The sequence below is a fragment of the Bradyrhizobium sp. JHI2711 genome, from assembly GCF_056156565.1.
Genome location: NZ_JBPZPT010000001.1, coordinates 2385603 through 2401511 on the forward strand (window position 1 = coordinate 2385603; position 15909 = coordinate 2401511).

The window sequence follows — 15909 nt, forward strand, 5'->3', positions numbered from 1 at the left end:
TCTCCACTCGGCTATTTGTGAATCAACCGAAAGGGGTGCGTGATCGTTCCGGCGCGTGTTCCGGAAATGCTTGGGAACATCGCCACAAAGAACCGGTTCTCTGAGGCTATCGAGGCCGCAACAGAGAAAGCCGCCCGCAATGTCCCAGACCGTCTCCGACTTCATCATTCAGCGCCTGCACCAATGGGGCGTGCGCCACATCTTTGGCTATCCGGGCGACGGCATCAACGGCGTGTTCGGTGCGATGAACCGGGCCGACGGCAAGATCGGCTTCGTGCAGGCGCGGCACGAGGAGATGGCGGCATTCATGGCCACCGCTTACGCAAAATTCTCAGGTCAGCTCGGCGTCTGCATTGCGACCTCCGGTCCCGGCGCCTCGCATCTCCTCACCGGGCTGTACGATGCGCTGCTCGATCACCAGCCGGTGCTGGCGATCGTCGGCCAGCAGTCGCGCAACGCCCTCGGCGGTCAATATCAGCAGGAACTCGACCTCCTCTCGATGTTCAAGGACGTCGCGGGCGCCTACGTCATGCAGGCTTCCTCGCCCGCGCAGGTGCGGCACCTGATTGATCGGTCGGTGCGGATCGCGCTGGCGCGGCGGACTCCCACCGTCATCATCTTGCCCAACGACTTGCAGGAGGAGGCTTACGAGGACCCGCCCCGCGCCCACGGCACGCTGCACTCGGGCGTTGGATACAGCGCGCCTAAAGTCATCCCTCGTGATGCCGATCTCGACCGCGCCGCGGAGATCCTCAATGCCGGCAAAAAGGTCGCAATGCTCGTCGGCGCCGGAGCGCTCGGCGCCACCGACGACGTCATCGCGGTCGCCGACCGGCTGTCGGCCGGCTGCGCCAAGGCGCTGCTCGGCAAGGCCGCGCTGCCCGACGACCTGCCATGGGTCACCGGCTCGATCGGCCTGCTCGGCACCGAGCCCAGCTACAACATGATGATGGAATGCGACACGCTGCTGATGGTGGGCTCGGCCTTTCCTTACGCCGAATTCCTGCCGAAGGAAGGCAGCGCGCGCGGCGTCCAGATCGACATCGACGCCGGCATGATGTCGATCCGCTTTCCCATGGAGGTCGGCCTCATCGGAGATGCCGCCGAGACGCTGCGCGCATTGCTGCCGCGGCTGAAGCCCAAGAGCGACGGCGCCTGGCGCCAGAGCATTCAGGACGACGTTGCGACCTGGTGGAAGACTTTGGATGGCCGCGCGCATCAGCCCGCCGCGCCAGTCAATCCGCAGCTCGTCGCCTGGGAATTGTCGCCGCGCCTGCCCGACCGCGCCATCATCACCAGCGATTCCGGCTCATGCGCCAACTGGTTCGCCCGCGACCTGAAGATGCGGCGCGGCATGACAGCCTCGCTCTCCGGCGGGCTCGCCTCGATGGGCGCTGCGGTGCCTTACGCGCTCGCGGCCAAATACGCCCAGCCCGGCCGCCCCGTGATTGCACTCGTCGGCGATGGTGCCATGCAGATGAACAACATGGCCGAGCTGATCACCGCGGCGAAGTATTGGCGCGACTGGAAGGACCCGCGTTTCATCGTCTGCGTCTTCAACAACGAGGACCTCAACCAGGTCACCTGGGAGCAACGCATCATCAACGGTGATCCCAAGTTCGAGGCGTCACAGCGCATTCCCGACGTCTCCTATTCGCGCTTCGCCGAGCTCGTCGGCCTGCGCGGCATCTTCGTCGACAGCCCACAGCTGCTCGGCTCGGCCTGGGAACAGGCGCTAACAAGCGAGATGCCCGTCGTGCTGGAAGTGAAAACCGATCCCGAGGTGCCGCCGCTGCCGCCGCACATCACCTTGCAGCAGGCGAAGAACTTCTCGCTCGCCCTGATGAAGGGCGACCCGAACGAGAGCGGGATGATCAAGGGAGCAGCGCGGCAGGTGCTGGAATCGATCCTGCCAGGAAAGCAATGAGGCGAGCCATGAGTGATTTCCGCGACATCCGGCACGGCGTCAACGATCCGGTCGACGGTCTCGACGTCAAGCGCCGGATCAGTGACAACCCCACCTCCCACGAGCAGGCGCAGCACCACGCGGACGTACGGGCCGACGCGACCGCCACGGCGGCCGAACCGTTCCTGCCCGAACGGCTTCGACGCAAGCCGACAGATCCCATCAATCCGCGCACCGGGCGGAATCGCGCGGATTAGCCGTTAGGAACCTCGGCCCCGGCGGCGTGTTGGTCGCCGCGCGTGCCGGCAAGCGGCCACGCGACCTTTTCGGAAGGATTTGACCATGAAACGCACAATCATCGCTCTTGCCTGCATGATTCTCGCAGGCCCTGCCCTCGCCCAGTCGCTGGGCGAAAAGACCGGCGTGAATTCGGCGCTCGGCGTTGCACCTGCGACCGCGGACTTCGTGACGCAGGTCGCGATCAGCGACATGTTCGAGATCGAATCGAGCAAGCTCGCCCAGCAGAAGGGCAACGCGGAAGAGAAAGCCTTCGCACAGCAGATGATCACCGATCACACCAAGACGAGCAACGAGCTCAAGGGAATGGTCGGCAATGGCAAGGTGCAGGCCAAGCTGCCGACGGCGCTCGACAGCTCGCATCAGAGCAAGATCGACAAGCTCAAGAATGCGAGCGGCAAGGATTTCAGCTCGGACTACAATTCCTATCAGGTCAGCGCGCATGAAGATGCCGTGTCGCTGTTCGAGCGCTACGCCAAGGGCGGCGACAATGCCGAGCTCAAGGATTGGGCCGGCAAGACGCTCCCGGCGTTGAAGCACCACCTCGAGATGGCCAAGAACCTCGGCCGGGCGCCGAGCGTCGGCCAATCCAGCAAGTAACGCATTGCTGAAAGGACGCCGGCCCTCCGGCGTCCTTCCTGACGCGCGATGAGAACGTCATCGCGCTGCCGCTGGGCGGTGCCTGCCGGTTGAGCCAGGAACCTTCTTTGTTTCCAGGCTTTACAAAACTGTCATGGAGGAACAGTCGCCGACGGACCGATGGCCCTTGTAACAGTCAAACCCACCCGGATCGACACGGCGGTCGCCAACGAGATCGCGCACAATACCAACTCGGGGCTCGAGCATGCCGCCCAGGCCATGACCTGGGGCGCCGACGAGCATGTCCTGGTTGCGCTCGCGGCAGCAGGATGGCTCTACACCCGCTTCCGGCACCCGCAGCAGCGCCCCGTTGCTGATCATGTCCTGATCGTGGCGCTGGCGACGGCCGTGTTACCGCATGTCTTGAAATCCGTGTTCGATCAGACGAGGCCCGACCGGCTGACGGTGAGCGGCCATGGGCGCGGTGTTCCCTTTTCGGGACGCGCGCACGATGCATTTCCCTCAGGTCACGCCGTGCATATGGGCGCCCTTGCCTCGGCCGCAGGCCTGTTGCCGCCGGCCCCGCGCAACCTGGCGCGCTCCTTTGCGGTAGCGCTGTCCCTGACGCGCGTCGCGCTGCTCGCGCACTGGGCCAGCGATGTCGTGGCAGGTTTCATGCTGGGCCTCGTTGTCGAGCGCCTGTTCCGGCCGTTCACGATGGCGAAGTCACGGCAGCGGCAGCGCAAGGGCTCGGGGGGACAGCCATGACTGAATATCTCGTGCGCTTCGTCGCCGGCGGCCTGATCGTATCCGTCTTCGCGATCCTCGGTGACATGCTGCGGCCGAAGAGCTTTGCCGGGCTGCTCGGCGCCGCACCGTCGGTGGCGCTTGCCACCCTCTCCATCGCAGTGGTCCAGCACGGCCCGCAATATGCTGCGGCCCAGAGCTGGACGATGATCTATGGCGCCGTCGCACTCGCCTGCTACAGCGTCGTCGTCTGCCACCTCCTGATGAGGTTCCGTTTCGGCGCGCTTCCAGCCACGATCCTCGCCTTTGCCGCATGGCTCGTTGTCGCCTTCGGCCTGCTCGCCGGCCTGGGAGGTGCCGCCTGATGCTGGTGAAGCTATCGACATCGGCGCTGAAACAGACGCGGTGGTACGAGTACGCCATTCGCTTCGTGCTCGGCGGCGGTGCGACGGTGCTCGCGGGCGTTATCGGTTCGAAGTTCGGCCTGTCCGTCGGCGGGCTCTTTCTTGCTCTTCCCGCCATCTTCTGCGCCAGCGCGACGCTGATCGAAAGCCACGAGCGTCACGCCAAGGAGAAGGCCGGCCTGAGCGGGCGGCGTCGCGGACAGAAGGCCGCGGCGCTCGATGCTGCCGGCGCCGCGCTCGGCAGCATCGGCCTCGCCGCGTTCGCCGCTATCTTCCATTTGATCGTCGGGGCAAGCGTCGCGCTCGCTTTTTTCGCCGCGCTGATGGTCTGGGCCATCGTGTCCGTGTCGGCCTGGTGGCTCAGGCGCAAGCTTCGCAGTGTCTCCCACAAATCGCGCCGATCAGGCCATTCGCCGCCGGCAACGGGCTCTCGCTTCGCAAAGCCTTAAAGCGCGATGAGATTTGGATGAATCGTCATCGCGCTTTAGATTGTTGTTTACGCATGATCTTTGCGGAAAACCGCTTCACACTTTTCCGGATCATGCCCTAGCTCGCTTTCGCTCCCGTCGAAGGCGATTGCGGCGGCTGAAGGCCCGGGCTGTTGGCCCAGCGCTCGACCTCATCAATGATCTTCTGCTGGCTTGGCCGCACCGGCTCGGGCGCTGCGGGTTCTTCGGAAAGCTTGCGAGGTAACCTGACTTCGTCGGTCATGGTCTCTCTCCCTTCCGGGAACAATGCCTTACGGCGGCATGCGTTTCAATAAATTATTGATTTTATTGGATTTCCTACTCACCTGCAGACTTCGTCGGCTTTCGCGGAACTCTCATCAAGTTGGTTCGTTGAGTAAGCTACTCAACCTACTCAATTTGCGTGATCGCCATGAACGACCTTCGCGCCGAGCGCCTTCAGGTCATGCTCTCGCCGGAAGAGTTGGCCGCCATTGACGATTTCCGGTTCAAGCACCGCATGCCGACGCGGGCGGCAGCAGTCCGCGAACTCCTGAAGTTCGGACTGGCCGCTGTGGGCGTCGATGCCGCTGCCGGCGTGAAGTCAAGCAGCTTCGGCGTATTCGGCCGCGGGCCTGAAGGACATACTCAGGGGGATCCGGAGAGCGGCGCCGAATGACGCACGGAAAGCCCCTCCAAAAGCAAACGACCCCGGCACGGTGGGTGCCAAGGCCGTCCTTGGAGATTGCTTCCGGCGCACCGGGGGCATGACTGCCGGAAGCAATCCGTCGACTCTTCCCGCGGAAATTCGTTCCTGGTGAGAGCTAGCCCGTGGCGTCGCTCGAGCCGTCCGGCATGGCGCCGGAACCCGGCGTCTTGATGTTGTCGTTCAGCTTGGGATCGCGCGTCGCTTCACGCGAGGGCGAGCCTTTCGAATCCGCCTTGTGCACGGATTGCGCACGTTCCTTGTCGCGGGGCTGCTCCTCCCCACGCTTGTCCTTGACGATGCCTTGGTCGGAATGGGCCATGATGCGCTCTCGCTTCTGCTGATGTGTCGGAGCGCTTACGCATTGCGGCGTCGAATGTTCCGCTGCCGCAATCAGCTGCGCACGGCATGGACGGCAGATGCGCTCTCGAGATGCACCTGTCGCACCGTCGTCACTGTCGCGAACGCGACGGAGACGCCAAAGGCGAGAATGAGGGAGAGAAGAGCCAGACGTGGAGCCATCGCCAAACCTCCTTCTGCAATTGGAATCTTCGCGATCGACGTTCCCGGATGATCCCAATCAGTTGTGCGCCTTCCGTGAGCGGTCTCACATGCAGATTTTTGAAGACGAGCTCACCCGTTCCGCTTTGGAGCTGCATGGACGGGAACGGGCGAAATTTCGCCGTCGAGCCAATCCTGCTCGTTGGCGAGTGCCGTCCAGGCGTCGGCCATGCGCGAATAGCGCTTATGGGCGGGCTGTCCGTCAGCGCGCTCGGCAAGCTGAAGACAATTGTCGGCGTTGTCTCTGAAGACATCAGACTGTTTCATATAGAGCACGTGGGGACGGAACTCTTGCGCCGCAACCCGCTTACCGGATCGTAATGGTCGGGGAACTTTCGCACGCGGTTCGTCATTGAAGATCGATGCGAGTTGTCGCCGCAATCATTCTGGCATTGATCAGCACCTCGGCGCTTGCCGACAGCCTTGGCGAACGAAAGCCCGGCGCACGGGCGCCCTCCGCGATCGAGGTGATCAGCGGTGCCTACAATTTCAGCCGGTTTCAACAGGGGCTGCTCGAGAACACCGACCTCAAGGGCAACGCCGAGGTCAAGAACCTCGCCGCCCTGCGCGCCGAGGAAGCGGCTAAGCGCGACAAGAGGCTGAAAGAGGTCCAGCAGGCGATCGGCGCCGAACTGCAGCTCGGCAGGGCAACATCCTCGAGCGCGAGCCTCGTCGAGCCCGAAATGTCGGATGGTCCGGCCTATGTCAGAAGCTTCTATGCCGCGCAGATTCCCGAGTATGAGTCGATCATCAGCCTGCTCGAACGCTATCTGACGGCACCCGACAATGCGGCGCTCGCAGCGTTCGCGCGCGAACAACTGCCGCTGCTGCGCGCGCAGGTCAGGGACGCCGAGCGCACCATGGCGGACAAATAACCTCTACTTGTCGCTCGGACGTTGCTGGCTCTGCGGCCGCACGGTGCGGTCGCTCTCCGGCATCTTGTCGCGACCCGCATCGCCGTTGTCGTCCTTGCCGCCGGACGAGGACGTGCCGCTTCCGCTTGGATTCGAGCGGGTGGCCGCTCCGGTGGTCGGCGTGTCCGCCTGCGGGTTGGCGGAGCTTGCGGCGGGGTCGCCCGTCACGGAGCCGCGCCCGCTTGGCGCACCGCCCTGCGCCAGAGCCGACCCCGCGGCAAGCGCCGTGATGGCGATGGCGACAGTTGCTGCCTTCATGTCCGTTCTCCCTGTCTGCGCTGGCTAACCGTCGGGCTCGGCGCTCCGTTCCGAAGGAGGGCTGCGGACGACGGACGCGTGGACGACCCGCCCCCGCGGCCTTTTGCCCTGAGGGCTATGGAACCAATCCGGCCGATCGTCGTTAGCTTGGTTGGGCTGAGCAAGGCGGGTTCCATTTCCTGGCGTCATACGTTGGCGCTTGATTTCGAATTTGGCTGACGCTCTTATTTCGTCGAACGCGTCTTGCCTCAGATTCGGCTGACGCCTGCGGGGGAAACAGTATGAGCGACCTCGATTCCGGAACTGCATCACGCTCCGGTCGTCGCGTCCCAAAGCCAAAAATCAACGGTACGTCCGAGCCGGATTCCCGAGCGGAGCTGCTGCTCGCCCTCCAGGCGATGCGCAGCGGTGACTTTTCGGTGCGCATGAGCGGCGACTATCTCGGTATCGACGGCAAGATCGCCGACACTTTTAACGAAATTATCGCCGCCAACCAGCGCATGGCACAGCAGCTCGAGCTGGTGGGCCAGGTGGTGGGACGCGAAGGCAAGACCCGCCAGCGCGTGAAATTCGGCCTCGCCTCGGGCTCCTGGGCCGACATGGAAGGTTCGGTCAACACGCTGATCGACGACTTGTTGTGGCCGACGCGCGAGGTGACACGCGCGGTTGCCGCTGTCGCCCAAGGCGACCTGCTGCAGACCGTCAAGCTCGACGTCGATGGCCGTCCGCTCCGCGGCGAGTTCTTGCAGTCGGCGACGATCGTCAACACCATGATCAAGCAGCTCGGCGTGTTCACCTCGGAGGTGACGCGCGTGGCGCGCGAGGTCGGCACCGAAGGCAAGCTCGGCGGCCAGGCCCAGGTGCCGGAGGTGACCGGCGTCTGGAAGGACCTCACCGAGAGCGTCAACTCGATGGCGAACAACCTGACCAACCAGGTTCGCAACATCGCCGAGGTGACGATCGCGGTCGCCAACGGCGACCTCTCCAAGAAGATCACGGTCGACGTCCGCGGCGAGATCCTCCAGCTCAAGGAAGCCATCAATACGATGGTGGACCAGCTGCGCTCCTTCGCCTCCGAAGTGACGCGCGTGGCGCGCGAGGTCGGCACCGACGGCAAGCTCGGCGGCCAGGCCATCGTGCCCGGCGTCGCCGGCACCTGGAAGGACCTGACCGACTCCGTCAACGCGATGTGCGGCAACCTGACCGCACAGGTGCGCAACATCGCCAACGTCACCACCGCCGTGGCGCGCGGCGACCTCTCGCGCAAGATCACCGTGGACGTGCGCGGCGAGATCCTGGAGCTGAAGGACACCATCAACACCATGGTGGACCAGCTCAACTCGTTCGCCTCGGAGGTCACGCGCGTCGCGCGCGAGGTGGGCACCGAGGGCAAGCTCGGCGGTCAGGCCCAGGTGCCCGGCGTGGCCGGCACCTGGAAGGACCTCACCGACAACGTCAACTTCATGGCCTCCAACCTGACCGCGCAGGTCCGCAACATCGCCGACGTCGCGACCGCCATCGCGAGCGGCGACTTGTCGAAGAAGATCACGGTGAACGTCTCGGGCGAGATCCTTCAGCTGAAGGAAACGCTCAACACCATGGTCGACCAGCTCAACGCCTTCGCCGGCGAAGTCACGCGCGTCGCCCGCGAGGTCGGCACCGAGGGCCGGCTCGGCGGCCAGGCCAACGTGCTCGGCGTCGCCGGCACCTGGAAGGACCTCACCGAGAGCGTCAACTCGATGGCCTCGAACCTGACCGCGCAGGTCCGCAACATCGCCGAGGTGACCACCGCGGTCGCCGGCGGCGATCTCTCGAAGAAGATCACCGTCGACGTGCGCGGCGAGATCCTCGAGCTGAAGGACACCATCAACACGATGGTGGACCAGCTCAACGCCTTCGCCGGCGAAGTCACGCGCGTGGCGCGCGAGGTCGGCACCGAAGGCAAGCTCGGCGGTCAGGCGGTGGTGCGCGGCGTCGGCGGCACGTGGAAGGACCTCACCGACAGCGTCAACTCGATGGCCTCGAACCTCACGGGCCAGGTACGCAACATCGCCGAGGTCGCAACCGCGGTGGCGAAGGGCGACTTGTCCAAGAAGATCACGGTGAACGTCTCGGGCGAAATCCTTCAGCTGAAGGAAACGCTCAACACCATGGTCGACCAGCTCAACGCCTTCGCCGGCGAAGTCACGCGCGTCGCCCGCGAGGTCGGCACCGACGGCAAGCTCGGCGGCCAGGCCGACGTGCCCGGAGTCGCCGGCACCTGGAAGGACCTGACCGACTCCGTGAACTCGATGGCGGGTAACCTCACCGCGCAGGTCCGCAACATCGCGGAAGTTGCCACCGCCATCGCCGGCGGCGACCTGTCGCGCAAGATCACCGTGGACGTGCGCGGCGAGATCCTTCAGCTCAAGGACACGCTGAACACCATGGTCGACCAGCTCAACCGCTTCGCGGGCGAGGTGACGCGCGTGGCGCGCGAGGTCGGCACCGAAGGCCGCCTCGGCGGTCAGGCCAACGTGCCCGGCGTCGCCGGCACCTGGAAGGATCTTACCGACAGCGTCAACTCGATGGCGGGTAACCTCACCGCCCAGGTCCGCAACATCGCCGAGGTGACGACCGCGGTGGCGCGCGGCGACCTCTCGCGCAAGATCACCGTCGACGTGAAGGGCGAAATCCTCGAGCTGAAGAACACCATCAACACCATGGTGGACCAGCTCAACGGCTTTGCCGGCGAAGTCACGCGCGTGGCGCGCGAGGTCGGCACCGAAGGCAAGCTCGGCGGCCAGGCCGAGGTGCCTGGCGTCGCCGGCACCTGGAAGGACCTCACCGACAACGTCAACTTCATGGCCTCCAACCTGACGGCGCAGGTCCGCAACATCGCCGAGGTCGCAACCGCCATCGCCGGCGGCGACCTGTCGAAGAAGATCACGGTGGACGTACGCGGCGAGATCCTTCTCCTGAAGGACACGCTGAACACCATGGTCGAGCAGCTCCGCTCCTTCGCAGCCGAAGTCACGCGCGTGGCGCGCGAGGTCGGCACCGAGGGCCGGCTCGGCGGTCAGGCCGTCGTGCCCGGCGTCGGCGGCACCTGGAAGGATCTCACCGACAACGTCAACCTCTTGGCTGCGAACCTCACCACCCAGGTCCGCAACATCGCCGAAGTCACCACGGCGGTCGCGCGCGGCGACCTCTCGCGCAAGATCACCGTCGACGTGAAGGGCGAAATCCTGGAGCTGAAGAACACCATCAACACCATGGTGGACCAGCTCAACGCCTTCGCCGGCGAAGTGACGCGCGTCGCGCGCGAGGTGGGCACGGAAGGAAAGCTGGGCGGCCAGGCGCAAGTGCCCGGCGTCGCCGGCACCTGGAAGGATCTCACCGACACCGTCAACTTCATGGCGGCGAACCTGACCGAGCAGGTGCGCGGCATCGTCAAGGTGGTGACCGCGGTCGCCAACGGCGATCTGAAGCAGAACCTCACGGTGAAGTCGAAGGGCGAGGTCGCGGCGCTCGCCGACACCATCAACAACATGACCGAGACGCTCGCGACCTTCGCCGATCAGGTGACGTCGGTGGCGCGCGAGGTCGGCGTCGAAGGCCGGCTCGGCGGCCAGGCCAACGTGCCCGGCGCTGCCGGCACCTGGAAGGATCTCACCGGCAACGTCAACCTGCTCGCGGCCAACCTGACCTCGCAGGTGCGCGCGATCGCGGAAGTCGCAACTGCGGTGACCAAGGGCGACCTGACGCGGTCAATCCAGGTCGACGCCCGCGGCGAAGTGGCGGAGCTGAAGGACAACATCAACACGATGATCACCAACCTCCGTCTCACGACGGACGTGAATACCGAGCAGGACTGGCTCAAGACCAACCTCGCCAAGTTCACCAACATGCTCCAGGGACAGCGCGATCTCACCACGGTCGGCCGATTGCTGCTCACCGAATTGTCGCCGCTGGTGAACGCCCATACGGGCGTGATCTACCAGGTCGAGAACGAGAACGATCCCCAGCTCCTGCTGCTCGCCTCCTACGCCAGCGACGGCGTCTACCCCTATCAGCCGGTGCTGCAGTTCGGCGAAGGCCTGATCGGCCAATGCGCCTTCGACAAGCGGCCGCGCGTCGTCTCCGACATTCCCTCGGACGTGGTGCCGATCAACTCGGCGCTGTTCCGCGTCGCCCCGAAGAACCTCGTCGTGCTGCCGGTGCTGTTCGAGGGCCAGGTCAAGGCCGTGATCGAGCTCGCCTCGCTGGTCTCCTTCACGACCTCGCAGATGACGTTCCTGGAGCAGCTCACCGACTCCATCGGCATCGTGCTCAATTCGATCGAGGCCACGATGCAGACCGAAGGCCTGCTCAAGCAGTCGCAGCAGCTCGCCGGCGAGCTGCAGACCCAGCAGCGCGAATTGCAGCAGACCAACGACCAGCTCGAGCAGAAGGCGCAGCAGCTCGCCGAGCGCAACGTCGAGGTCGAACGCAAGAACCAGGAAATCGAGCAGGCCCGCCGCGCGCTCGAGGAGAAGGCGACCGAGCTCGCGCTGACGTCGAAGTACAAGTCCGAATTCCTCGCCAATATGAGCCACGAGCTGCGTACGCCGCTGAACTCGATCCTGATCCTCGGACAGCAGCTCAGCGACAATCCCGATGGCAACCTCTCGGCCAAGCAGGTCGAGTTCGCCCGCACGATCCATGGTGCCGGCACCGACCTGCTCAACCTCATCAGCGACATTCTCGATCTCTCCAAGATCGAGTCCGGCACCGTGACGGTCGACGCCGAGGAAATCCTGACCGCGAACCTGCTCGAGACAGTCGGCCGGCCGTTCCGGCACGAGGCGGACAACCGCAACCTGTCGTTCAAGATCGACGTCGATCCGAACCTGCCGCGCAGCATCGTGACCGACTCCAAGCGGCTGCAACAGGTTCTGAAGAATCTGCTCTCCAACGCCTTCAAGTTCACCGCCGACGGCGAAGTGCGCCTGAAAGTCGCCGGCGCAATCGGCGGCTGGGGGTCGGATCATCCGGTGCTGAACTCGGCGCCGGCCGTGATCGCCTTCGAAGTGTCCGACACCGGCATCGGCATTCCCCTGGAGAAGCAGAAGCTGATCTTCGAGGCGTTCCAGCAGGCCGATGCCGGCACCAGCCGCAAATATGGCGGCACCGGCCTCGGCCTTGCGATCAGCCGCGAGCTTGCCAACCTGCTCGGCGGCGAGATCCACCTGCGCAGCGCGCCGGGCAAGGGCTCGACCTTCACGCTCTATCTGCCCTTGAAATATTCCGGCCCGACCCTCGCGCCGCGGGCGCCGGCGTCACAGCAATACGGCCAGCCGCCGGCGCTGCAGCCTGCCGCGCCTGACCAGCAGCGCGTTATCGAGCAGCTGCCCGACGACCGCCTCAACCTCGAGCCCGGCGACACCATTCTCCTGATCGTCGAGGACGACCCGCATTATGCCCGCGTGCTGGTCGATCTGGCCCGCGACAAGGGCTTCAAGGTCCTGGTCGCCGCGCGCGGCGCCGAGGCCCTCGAGCTCGCCAAGCAATACCAGCCGACGGCCGTCTCGCTCGACGTGTTCCTGCCCGACATGCTCGGCTGGACCGTGCTGAGCCAGCTCAAGCACAATCCGCTCACCCGCCACATCCCGGTCCAGATCATCACGCTCGACGAGGACCGCCAGCATGCGCTGGCGCGCGGCGCCTTCTCCTTCGTCAACAAGCCGACGACGACCGAGGGCGTCTCGGCCGCGCTGACGCAGATCAAGGAATATGCGCGGCCGCGGCGCAAGCGGCTCTTGATCGTCGAGGACAACGAGGCCGAGCGGCTCTCGATCCGCGAGCTGCTGCACCACGACGACATCGAGATCCTGGCCACGGATACCGGGGCAGGCGCGCTCACGACGTTGCGCGAGCAACCCTGCGATTGCGTGGTGCTCGACCTCAGGCTGCCCGACATGAGCGGCTTCGAGGTGCTCGATCAGATCCGCAACGACGAGGCGCTGTCGAACATCCCCGTCGTGGTGTTCACCGGCCGCGAGCTTTCCGCCGAGGAGGATGCCGAGCTTCACACCATGGCACGCAGCATCGTGGTCAAGGGCGTGGAATCGCCCGAGCGCCTGCTCGACGAGACCGCGTTGTTCCTGCACCGCGTGATCACGGAGTTGCCGCTCGAGAAGCAGCGCATGCTGGAGAAGCTGAACAGTTCCGACGAGGACCTGATCGGCAAGACCGCCCTGCTCGTCGACGACGATGCCCGCAATATCTTCGCGCTCTCGAGCGTGCTGGAACGACGCGGCATGAAGGTGCTGACGGCTACGACCGGCAGCGAGGCGGTGACACTGGTCGAATCCAATCCGGAGATCGCGATCGTGCTGATGGACATCATGATGCCGCAGATGGATGGCTATCAGACCATCGGCGTGATTCGCGAGAACCCGGCCTTCTCCCGCCTGCCGATCATCGCGTTGACCGCCAAGGCGATGAAGGGCGACCGCGAGAAGTGCCTCGAAGCCGGCGCGTCCGATTACCTCGCCAAGCCGGTCAACACCGACCAATTGCTGCTTGCGATCCGCATGTGGCTGCATCGCTGAGTTGGACACGCGCATGGACCAGGAAAAGGTCAACATCCTGCTCGTCGACGACCAGCCGGCCAAGCTGCTCGCCTATGAGGTGATCCTGAAGGATCTCGGCGAGAACCTCGTCATCGCCTCCTCGGGCCGCGAGGCGTTGGAGGTGCTGCTCAAGACCGAGATCGCGGTGATCCTGGTCGACGTCTGCATGCCCGAGCTCGACGGCTTCGAGCTCGCCGCGATGATCCGCGAGCATCCGCGTTTCCAGAAGACCGCCATGATCTTCATCTCGGCGATCCAGGTCAGCGACATCGACCGGCTGCGCGGCTACGAGATGGGCGCGGTCGATTACGTGCCGGTTCCGGTCGTGCCGGAGGTACTGCGCGCCAAGATCAAGGTTTTTGCCGAGCTCTACCGCAAGACGCGCGAGCTCGAACGGCTGAACCACGAGCTCGAGGATCGCGTCCGCGCCCGCACCGCGGAACTGGAGGCTTCCACCGCGAAGCTGCGCGAGAGCGAGCAGCGGCGCAGCATGGCGATCGCGGCAGGCAAGATGGGGTCCTGGGACTGGGACTGGATCAGCGGCGATTGGATGTGGGACGAGGGGCAATACAATATCTTCGGCGTCAGTCCCGACAATTTCGAGATCAATCCGGCTAACGTTCAGGCCCTGCTGCACCCCGACGACGTCGACCAGTTGCGCAAGGCGATCGCCGAGTTCAACAAGGGCACGCGCGCCTATGAGACGGAGTTCCGCATCATCCGGCCCGACGGCGAGGTGCGCTGGTGCGTCGGCACGGCGGCCGCAACCACGGACGAGAGCGGGCGCGTGGTGCGCGTCAGCGGCGTGACCGTCGACATCACCGAACGCAAGCGCGCCGAGGAGCGGCAGAACCTGCTCGCGCGGGAAGTCGATCATCGTGCGAAGAACGCACTGGCGCTGGCGCAGTCGATCGTGCGCCTCACCCGGGCCGACGAGGTCAAGGCCTATGTCAACGCCGTCGAGGGGCGCATCAATGCGCTGGCGCGCGTGCACACCATCCTGTCGCTGTCGAGCTGGCAGGGCGCCGAGCTCTCCAGGCTGATCGACGAGGAGCTTGCGCCCTATTCGCTGGGTGACCAGATCAAATTGGCAGGGCCCGAAGTTCAGTTGCTGCCGGCGATGGCCCAGACGCTGGCGCTCGCACTGCACGAGCTCTTCACCAACTCGGCAAAGTACGGCGCGCTATCCACGCGAGCGGGGCGGCTCGCGATCGATTGGCAGGTCGACGAGGAGCTGCTCACGCTGAGCTGGGAGGAATCCGGCGGTCCCCTGGTCAAGACCCCGAAATCGCGCGGCTTCGGCACGCGAAGCCTGCTTGCGAGCATAGAGTCCCAGCTTGGCGGACAGGCGCAGTTCGATTGGCGCGCCGAGGGCCTGCTGTGCCGTCTTGAGGTGCCGTTGACACGCAAGACCGCGGCGGCTGCACCAAGCAAGTTCGACACCGCCGGCGCTGCCGAATTGCAACGCGCATCCGGTTAACCTGACGCTGCGCTGCTCATGCGCTGCGCCGTGCGTGGTTCGCGCGCGACGCGCCCTTCGAGCCAGGCTTCCGTTCGGGCGAGATCGCGCAGCGCCCTCGCGTAGCGGCGGGCCGCGCTCCGCTCCGCGCCAAGCGGAAGCTTGCGCGCCTTGCGCAGGATGTCCGCGGCCGCGTTGCGATAGGCCAGCGAGCGGTAAAGAAAGACGACCTTACCCATATCGATGTTCCCGTTTTGCTGGCGCCCATCTTGGCAAGCCCGGCATGAACGCCGGATGAAACGGGCGGTAACAATTCCTTCAGCGGAACGGAACCCGGCGATCAAATGCGCGTTGGCGTGGCAGTTCGGGATGCCGTCCCATGCGCACCAAGAAGTCGTCTGAGCTGATCTCTGCCAGCGGCCTTATCAAGCTGATGACGCATGCAATGATGGGCGCAGCGCTAGGCCTCATTTTCAGCCTCACGCTCGTCCTGTCCAATCCAGCCGTCGCCAACCTGCTGAACAATGGCGGAAGCCAGGCCGCGATGGTCTTCGCCCTCACCTTGGTGACGACCTTTGCGATCGGCGCGACGCTCACCGGCGCCGTGTTCATCCTGGCCGAGGACAAGCAAACTTGAAGCGTGCGTGACGCACGGAAGATACTTCGCCGGGAACTCCTGCCGCGACGCCAGGTTTGCTGCCTGCGTCAATTTAACTCAGGGAGTTTCCCCGCATGAAGACGACCAAGCTCGCTCTCGCCGTAATATTGGCAACCGGCCTTGCCGCCGCGCCGTTTGCCGCCCAGGCCAAATCGCACAAGACTAAGCATGGATCCTCGATGTCGTCGGCACAGACCACCGGCGCCAACACCAAGTCCTCCAAGGGCGCTGATCCGTCCGGCCAAGGCGGCGCCGGTCCCGGCTCCGATCAGGGCGGCACCATGACCAACAAGGGCGGCATGACCGACACCAAATAGCGCTCCCTGGAATCATGAAGGGCTCCGCATTGCGGAGCCCTTTGTCTTCTATCTTTGGTTC

The 15909-nt window shown here is 64.8% G+C and carries 18 protein-coding genes; 12 read left to right on the forward strand and 6 right to left on the reverse strand.

Features of this window, described 5'->3' with window-relative positions; genetic code table 11:
* The first annotated feature begins 139 nt into the window (after nt 1-139).
* The 6 genes from ACTEK7_RS11180 to ACTEK7_RS11205 all read left to right on the forward strand — a co-directional run bounded on the left by ACTEK7_RS11180 (nt 140) and on the right by ACTEK7_RS11205 (nt 4382).
* On the forward strand, nt 140-1927 hold the full coding sequence (locus ACTEK7_RS11180) for a thiamine pyrophosphate-requiring protein (protein ID WP_225146202.1): 1788 nt from the start codon (nt 140-142) through the stop codon (nt 1925-1927).
* Between the two features lie 8 nt (nt 1928-1935).
* Entirely contained in the window at nt 1936-2163 is a 228-nt protein-coding gene (locus ACTEK7_RS11185) for a hypothetical protein (RefSeq protein ID WP_036003954.1), read from the forward strand.
* An 85-nt stretch (nt 2164-2248) separates the two neighbouring features.
* Nucleotides 2249-2803 carry a DUF4142 domain-containing protein gene (locus tag ACTEK7_RS11190; RefSeq protein WP_225146203.1) on the forward strand — a complete coding sequence of 185 codons (555 nt, stop codon included), beginning with the start codon at nt 2249-2251 and terminating at the stop codon, nt 2801-2803.
* A gap of 159 nt (nt 2804-2962) precedes the next feature.
* The gene (locus ACTEK7_RS11195; protein WP_225146204.1) at nt 2963-3550 is read left to right on the forward strand and encodes a phosphatase PAP2 family protein; all 588 of its coding nucleotides are present in this window, start codon (nt 2963-2965) and stop codon (nt 3548-3550) included.
* On the forward strand, nt 3547-3894 hold the full coding sequence (locus ACTEK7_RS11200; RefSeq protein WP_036003946.1) for a DUF3147 family protein: 348 nt from the start codon (nt 3547-3549) through the stop codon (nt 3892-3894). Before ACTEK7_RS11195 ends, ACTEK7_RS11200 begins: the two co-directional genes overlap by 4 nt.
* Nucleotides 3894-4382 (forward strand): DUF3147 family protein, encoded by a 489-nt coding sequence (locus ACTEK7_RS11205; RefSeq protein WP_225146205.1) that lies wholly within the window; start codon nt 3894-3896, stop codon nt 4380-4382. The genes ACTEK7_RS11200 and ACTEK7_RS11205 overlap by 1 nt, the downstream gene beginning before the upstream one ends.
* Before the next feature lie 97 nt (nt 4383-4479).
* On the opposite strand, the gene ACTEK7_RS11210 is transcribed toward ACTEK7_RS11205, so the two are convergent.
* Nucleotides 4480-4644 carry a hypothetical protein gene (locus tag ACTEK7_RS11210; protein ID WP_225146206.1) on the reverse strand — a complete coding sequence of 55 codons (165 nt, stop codon included), beginning with the start codon at nt 4642-4644 and terminating at the stop codon, nt 4480-4482.
* Between the two features lie 168 nt (nt 4645-4812).
* Here ACTEK7_RS11210 and ACTEK7_RS11215 point away from each other — a divergent pair, with 168 nt between their 5' ends.
* Nucleotides 4813-5058 (forward strand): hypothetical protein, encoded by a 246-nt coding sequence (locus ACTEK7_RS11215; protein ID WP_036003940.1) that lies wholly within the window; start codon nt 4813-4815, stop codon nt 5056-5058.
* A gap of 145 nt (nt 5059-5203) precedes the next feature.
* Here ACTEK7_RS11215 and ACTEK7_RS11220 read toward each other — a convergent pair whose 3' ends face one another.
* From ACTEK7_RS11220 to ACTEK7_RS11230, 3 genes are all read right to left on the reverse strand, one after another.
* On the reverse strand, nt 5204-5407 hold the full coding sequence (locus tag ACTEK7_RS11220) for a hypothetical protein (protein WP_225146207.1): 204 nt from the start codon (nt 5405-5407) through the stop codon (nt 5204-5206).
* Nucleotides 5408-5478: 71 nt separating this feature from the next.
* Nucleotides 5479-5607, reverse strand: a complete 129-nt coding sequence (locus ACTEK7_RS11225) for a hypothetical protein (RefSeq protein WP_271542554.1) — start codon at nt 5605-5607, stop codon at nt 5479-5481.
* A gap of 111 nt (nt 5608-5718) precedes the next feature.
* A complete protein-coding gene (locus tag ACTEK7_RS11230) occupies nt 5719-5913 on the reverse strand; it encodes a hypothetical protein (protein ID WP_074447527.1) in 195 nt (64 codons plus the stop codon).
* A gap of 95 nt (nt 5914-6008) precedes the next feature.
* On the opposite strand from ACTEK7_RS11230, the gene ACTEK7_RS11235 reads away from it, so the two are divergent.
* Complete coding sequence (locus tag ACTEK7_RS11235) at nt 6009-6521, forward strand: DUF4142 domain-containing protein (protein WP_225146208.1); 513 nt, start codon at nt 6009-6011, stop codon at nt 6519-6521.
* 3 nt (nt 6522-6524) lie between these two features.
* Here the strand turns inward: ACTEK7_RS11235 and ACTEK7_RS11240 are convergent, their stop codons facing one another.
* Complete coding sequence (locus ACTEK7_RS11240; RefSeq protein ID WP_057026877.1) at nt 6525-6818, reverse strand: hypothetical protein; 294 nt, start codon at nt 6816-6818, stop codon at nt 6525-6527.
* 281 nt (nt 6819-7099) lie between these two features.
* On the opposite strand from ACTEK7_RS11240, the gene ACTEK7_RS11245 reads away from it, so the two are divergent.
* Both ACTEK7_RS11245 and ACTEK7_RS11250 read left to right on the forward strand, forming a co-directional pair.
* On the forward strand, nt 7100-13393 hold the full coding sequence (locus ACTEK7_RS11245; RefSeq protein ID WP_225146209.1) for a HAMP domain-containing protein: 6294 nt from the start codon (nt 7100-7102) through the stop codon (nt 13391-13393).
* A 13-nt stretch (nt 13394-13406) separates the two neighbouring features.
* Complete coding sequence (locus ACTEK7_RS11250; protein WP_225146210.1) at nt 13407-14894, forward strand: HWE histidine kinase domain-containing protein; 1488 nt, start codon at nt 13407-13409, stop codon at nt 14892-14894.
* Here the strand turns inward: ACTEK7_RS11250 and ACTEK7_RS11255 are convergent.
* On the reverse strand, nt 14891-15112 hold the full coding sequence (locus ACTEK7_RS11255; protein WP_036029983.1) for a hypothetical protein: 222 nt from the start codon (nt 15110-15112) through the stop codon (nt 14891-14893). The two genes, ACTEK7_RS11250 and ACTEK7_RS11255, sit on opposite strands and share 4 nt — an antisense overlap.
* A 140-nt stretch (nt 15113-15252) precedes the next feature.
* Between ACTEK7_RS11255 and ACTEK7_RS11260 the strand changes: the two genes are divergently transcribed.
* Both ACTEK7_RS11260 and ACTEK7_RS11265 read left to right on the forward strand, forming a co-directional pair.
* Nucleotides 15253-15510 carry a hypothetical protein gene (locus ACTEK7_RS11260; RefSeq protein WP_036029986.1) on the forward strand — a complete coding sequence of 86 codons (258 nt, stop codon included), beginning with the start codon at nt 15253-15255 and terminating at the stop codon, nt 15508-15510.
* Nucleotides 15511-15605: 95 nt separating this feature from the next.
* Nucleotides 15606-15848 carry a hypothetical protein gene (locus ACTEK7_RS11265; RefSeq protein ID WP_036003915.1) on the forward strand — a complete coding sequence of 81 codons (243 nt, stop codon included), beginning with the start codon at nt 15606-15608 and terminating at the stop codon, nt 15846-15848.
* Nucleotides 15849-15909 lie beyond the last annotated feature (61 nt).

Bases quoted from the DNA above. Each gene is read 5' to 3' on its own strand.
- ACTEK7_RS11180 (WP_225146202.1), top strand. From the start codon at position 140: ATGTCCCAGACCGTCTCCGACTTCATCATTCAGCGCCTGCACCAATGG.
- ACTEK7_RS11185 (WP_036003954.1), top strand. From the start codon at position 1,936: ATGAGTGATTTCCGCGACATCCGGCACGGCGTCAACGATCCGGTCGAC.
- ACTEK7_RS11190 (WP_225146203.1), top strand. From the start codon at position 2,249: ATGAAACGCACAATCATCGCTCTTGCCTGCATGATTCTCGCAGGCCCT.
- ACTEK7_RS11195 (WP_225146204.1), top strand. From the start codon at position 2,963: ATGGCCCTTGTAACAGTCAAACCCACCCGGATCGACACGGCGGTCGCC.
- ACTEK7_RS11200 (WP_036003946.1), top strand. From the start codon at position 3,547: ATGACTGAATATCTCGTGCGCTTCGTCGCCGGCGGCCTGATCGTATCC.
- ACTEK7_RS11205 (WP_225146205.1), top strand. From the start codon at position 3,894: ATGCTGGTGAAGCTATCGACATCGGCGCTGAAACAGACGCGGTGGTAC.
- ACTEK7_RS11210 (WP_225146206.1), bottom strand. From the start codon at position 4,644: ATGACCGACGAAGTCAGGTTACCTCGCAAGCTTTCCGAAGAACCCGCA.
- ACTEK7_RS11215 (WP_036003940.1), top strand. From the start codon at position 4,813: ATGAACGACCTTCGCGCCGAGCGCCTTCAGGTCATGCTCTCGCCGGAA.
- ACTEK7_RS11220 (WP_225146207.1), bottom strand. From the start codon at position 5,407: ATGGCCCATTCCGACCAAGGCATCGTCAAGGACAAGCGTGGGGAGGAG.
- ACTEK7_RS11225 (WP_271542554.1), bottom strand. From the start codon at position 5,607: ATGGCTCCACGTCTGGCTCTTCTCTCCCTCATTCTCGCCTTTGGCGTC.
- ACTEK7_RS11230 (WP_074447527.1), bottom strand. From the start codon at position 5,913: ATGAAACAGTCTGATGTCTTCAGAGACAACGCCGACAATTGTCTTCAG.
- ACTEK7_RS11235 (WP_225146208.1), top strand. From the start codon at position 6,009: ATGCGAGTTGTCGCCGCAATCATTCTGGCATTGATCAGCACCTCGGCG.
- ACTEK7_RS11240 (WP_057026877.1), bottom strand. From the start codon at position 6,818: ATGAAGGCAGCAACTGTCGCCATCGCCATCACGGCGCTTGCCGCGGGG.
- ACTEK7_RS11245 (WP_225146209.1), top strand. From the start codon at position 7,100: ATGAGCGACCTCGATTCCGGAACTGCATCACGCTCCGGTCGTCGCGTC.
- ACTEK7_RS11250 (WP_225146210.1), top strand. From the start codon at position 13,407: ATGGACCAGGAAAAGGTCAACATCCTGCTCGTCGACGACCAGCCGGCC.
- ACTEK7_RS11255 (WP_036029983.1), bottom strand. From the start codon at position 15,112: ATGGGTAAGGTCGTCTTTCTTTACCGCTCGCTGGCCTATCGCAACGCG.
- ACTEK7_RS11260 (WP_036029986.1), top strand. From the start codon at position 15,253: ATGCGCACCAAGAAGTCGTCTGAGCTGATCTCTGCCAGCGGCCTTATC.
- ACTEK7_RS11265 (WP_036003915.1), top strand. From the start codon at position 15,606: ATGAAGACGACCAAGCTCGCTCTCGCCGTAATATTGGCAACCGGCCTT.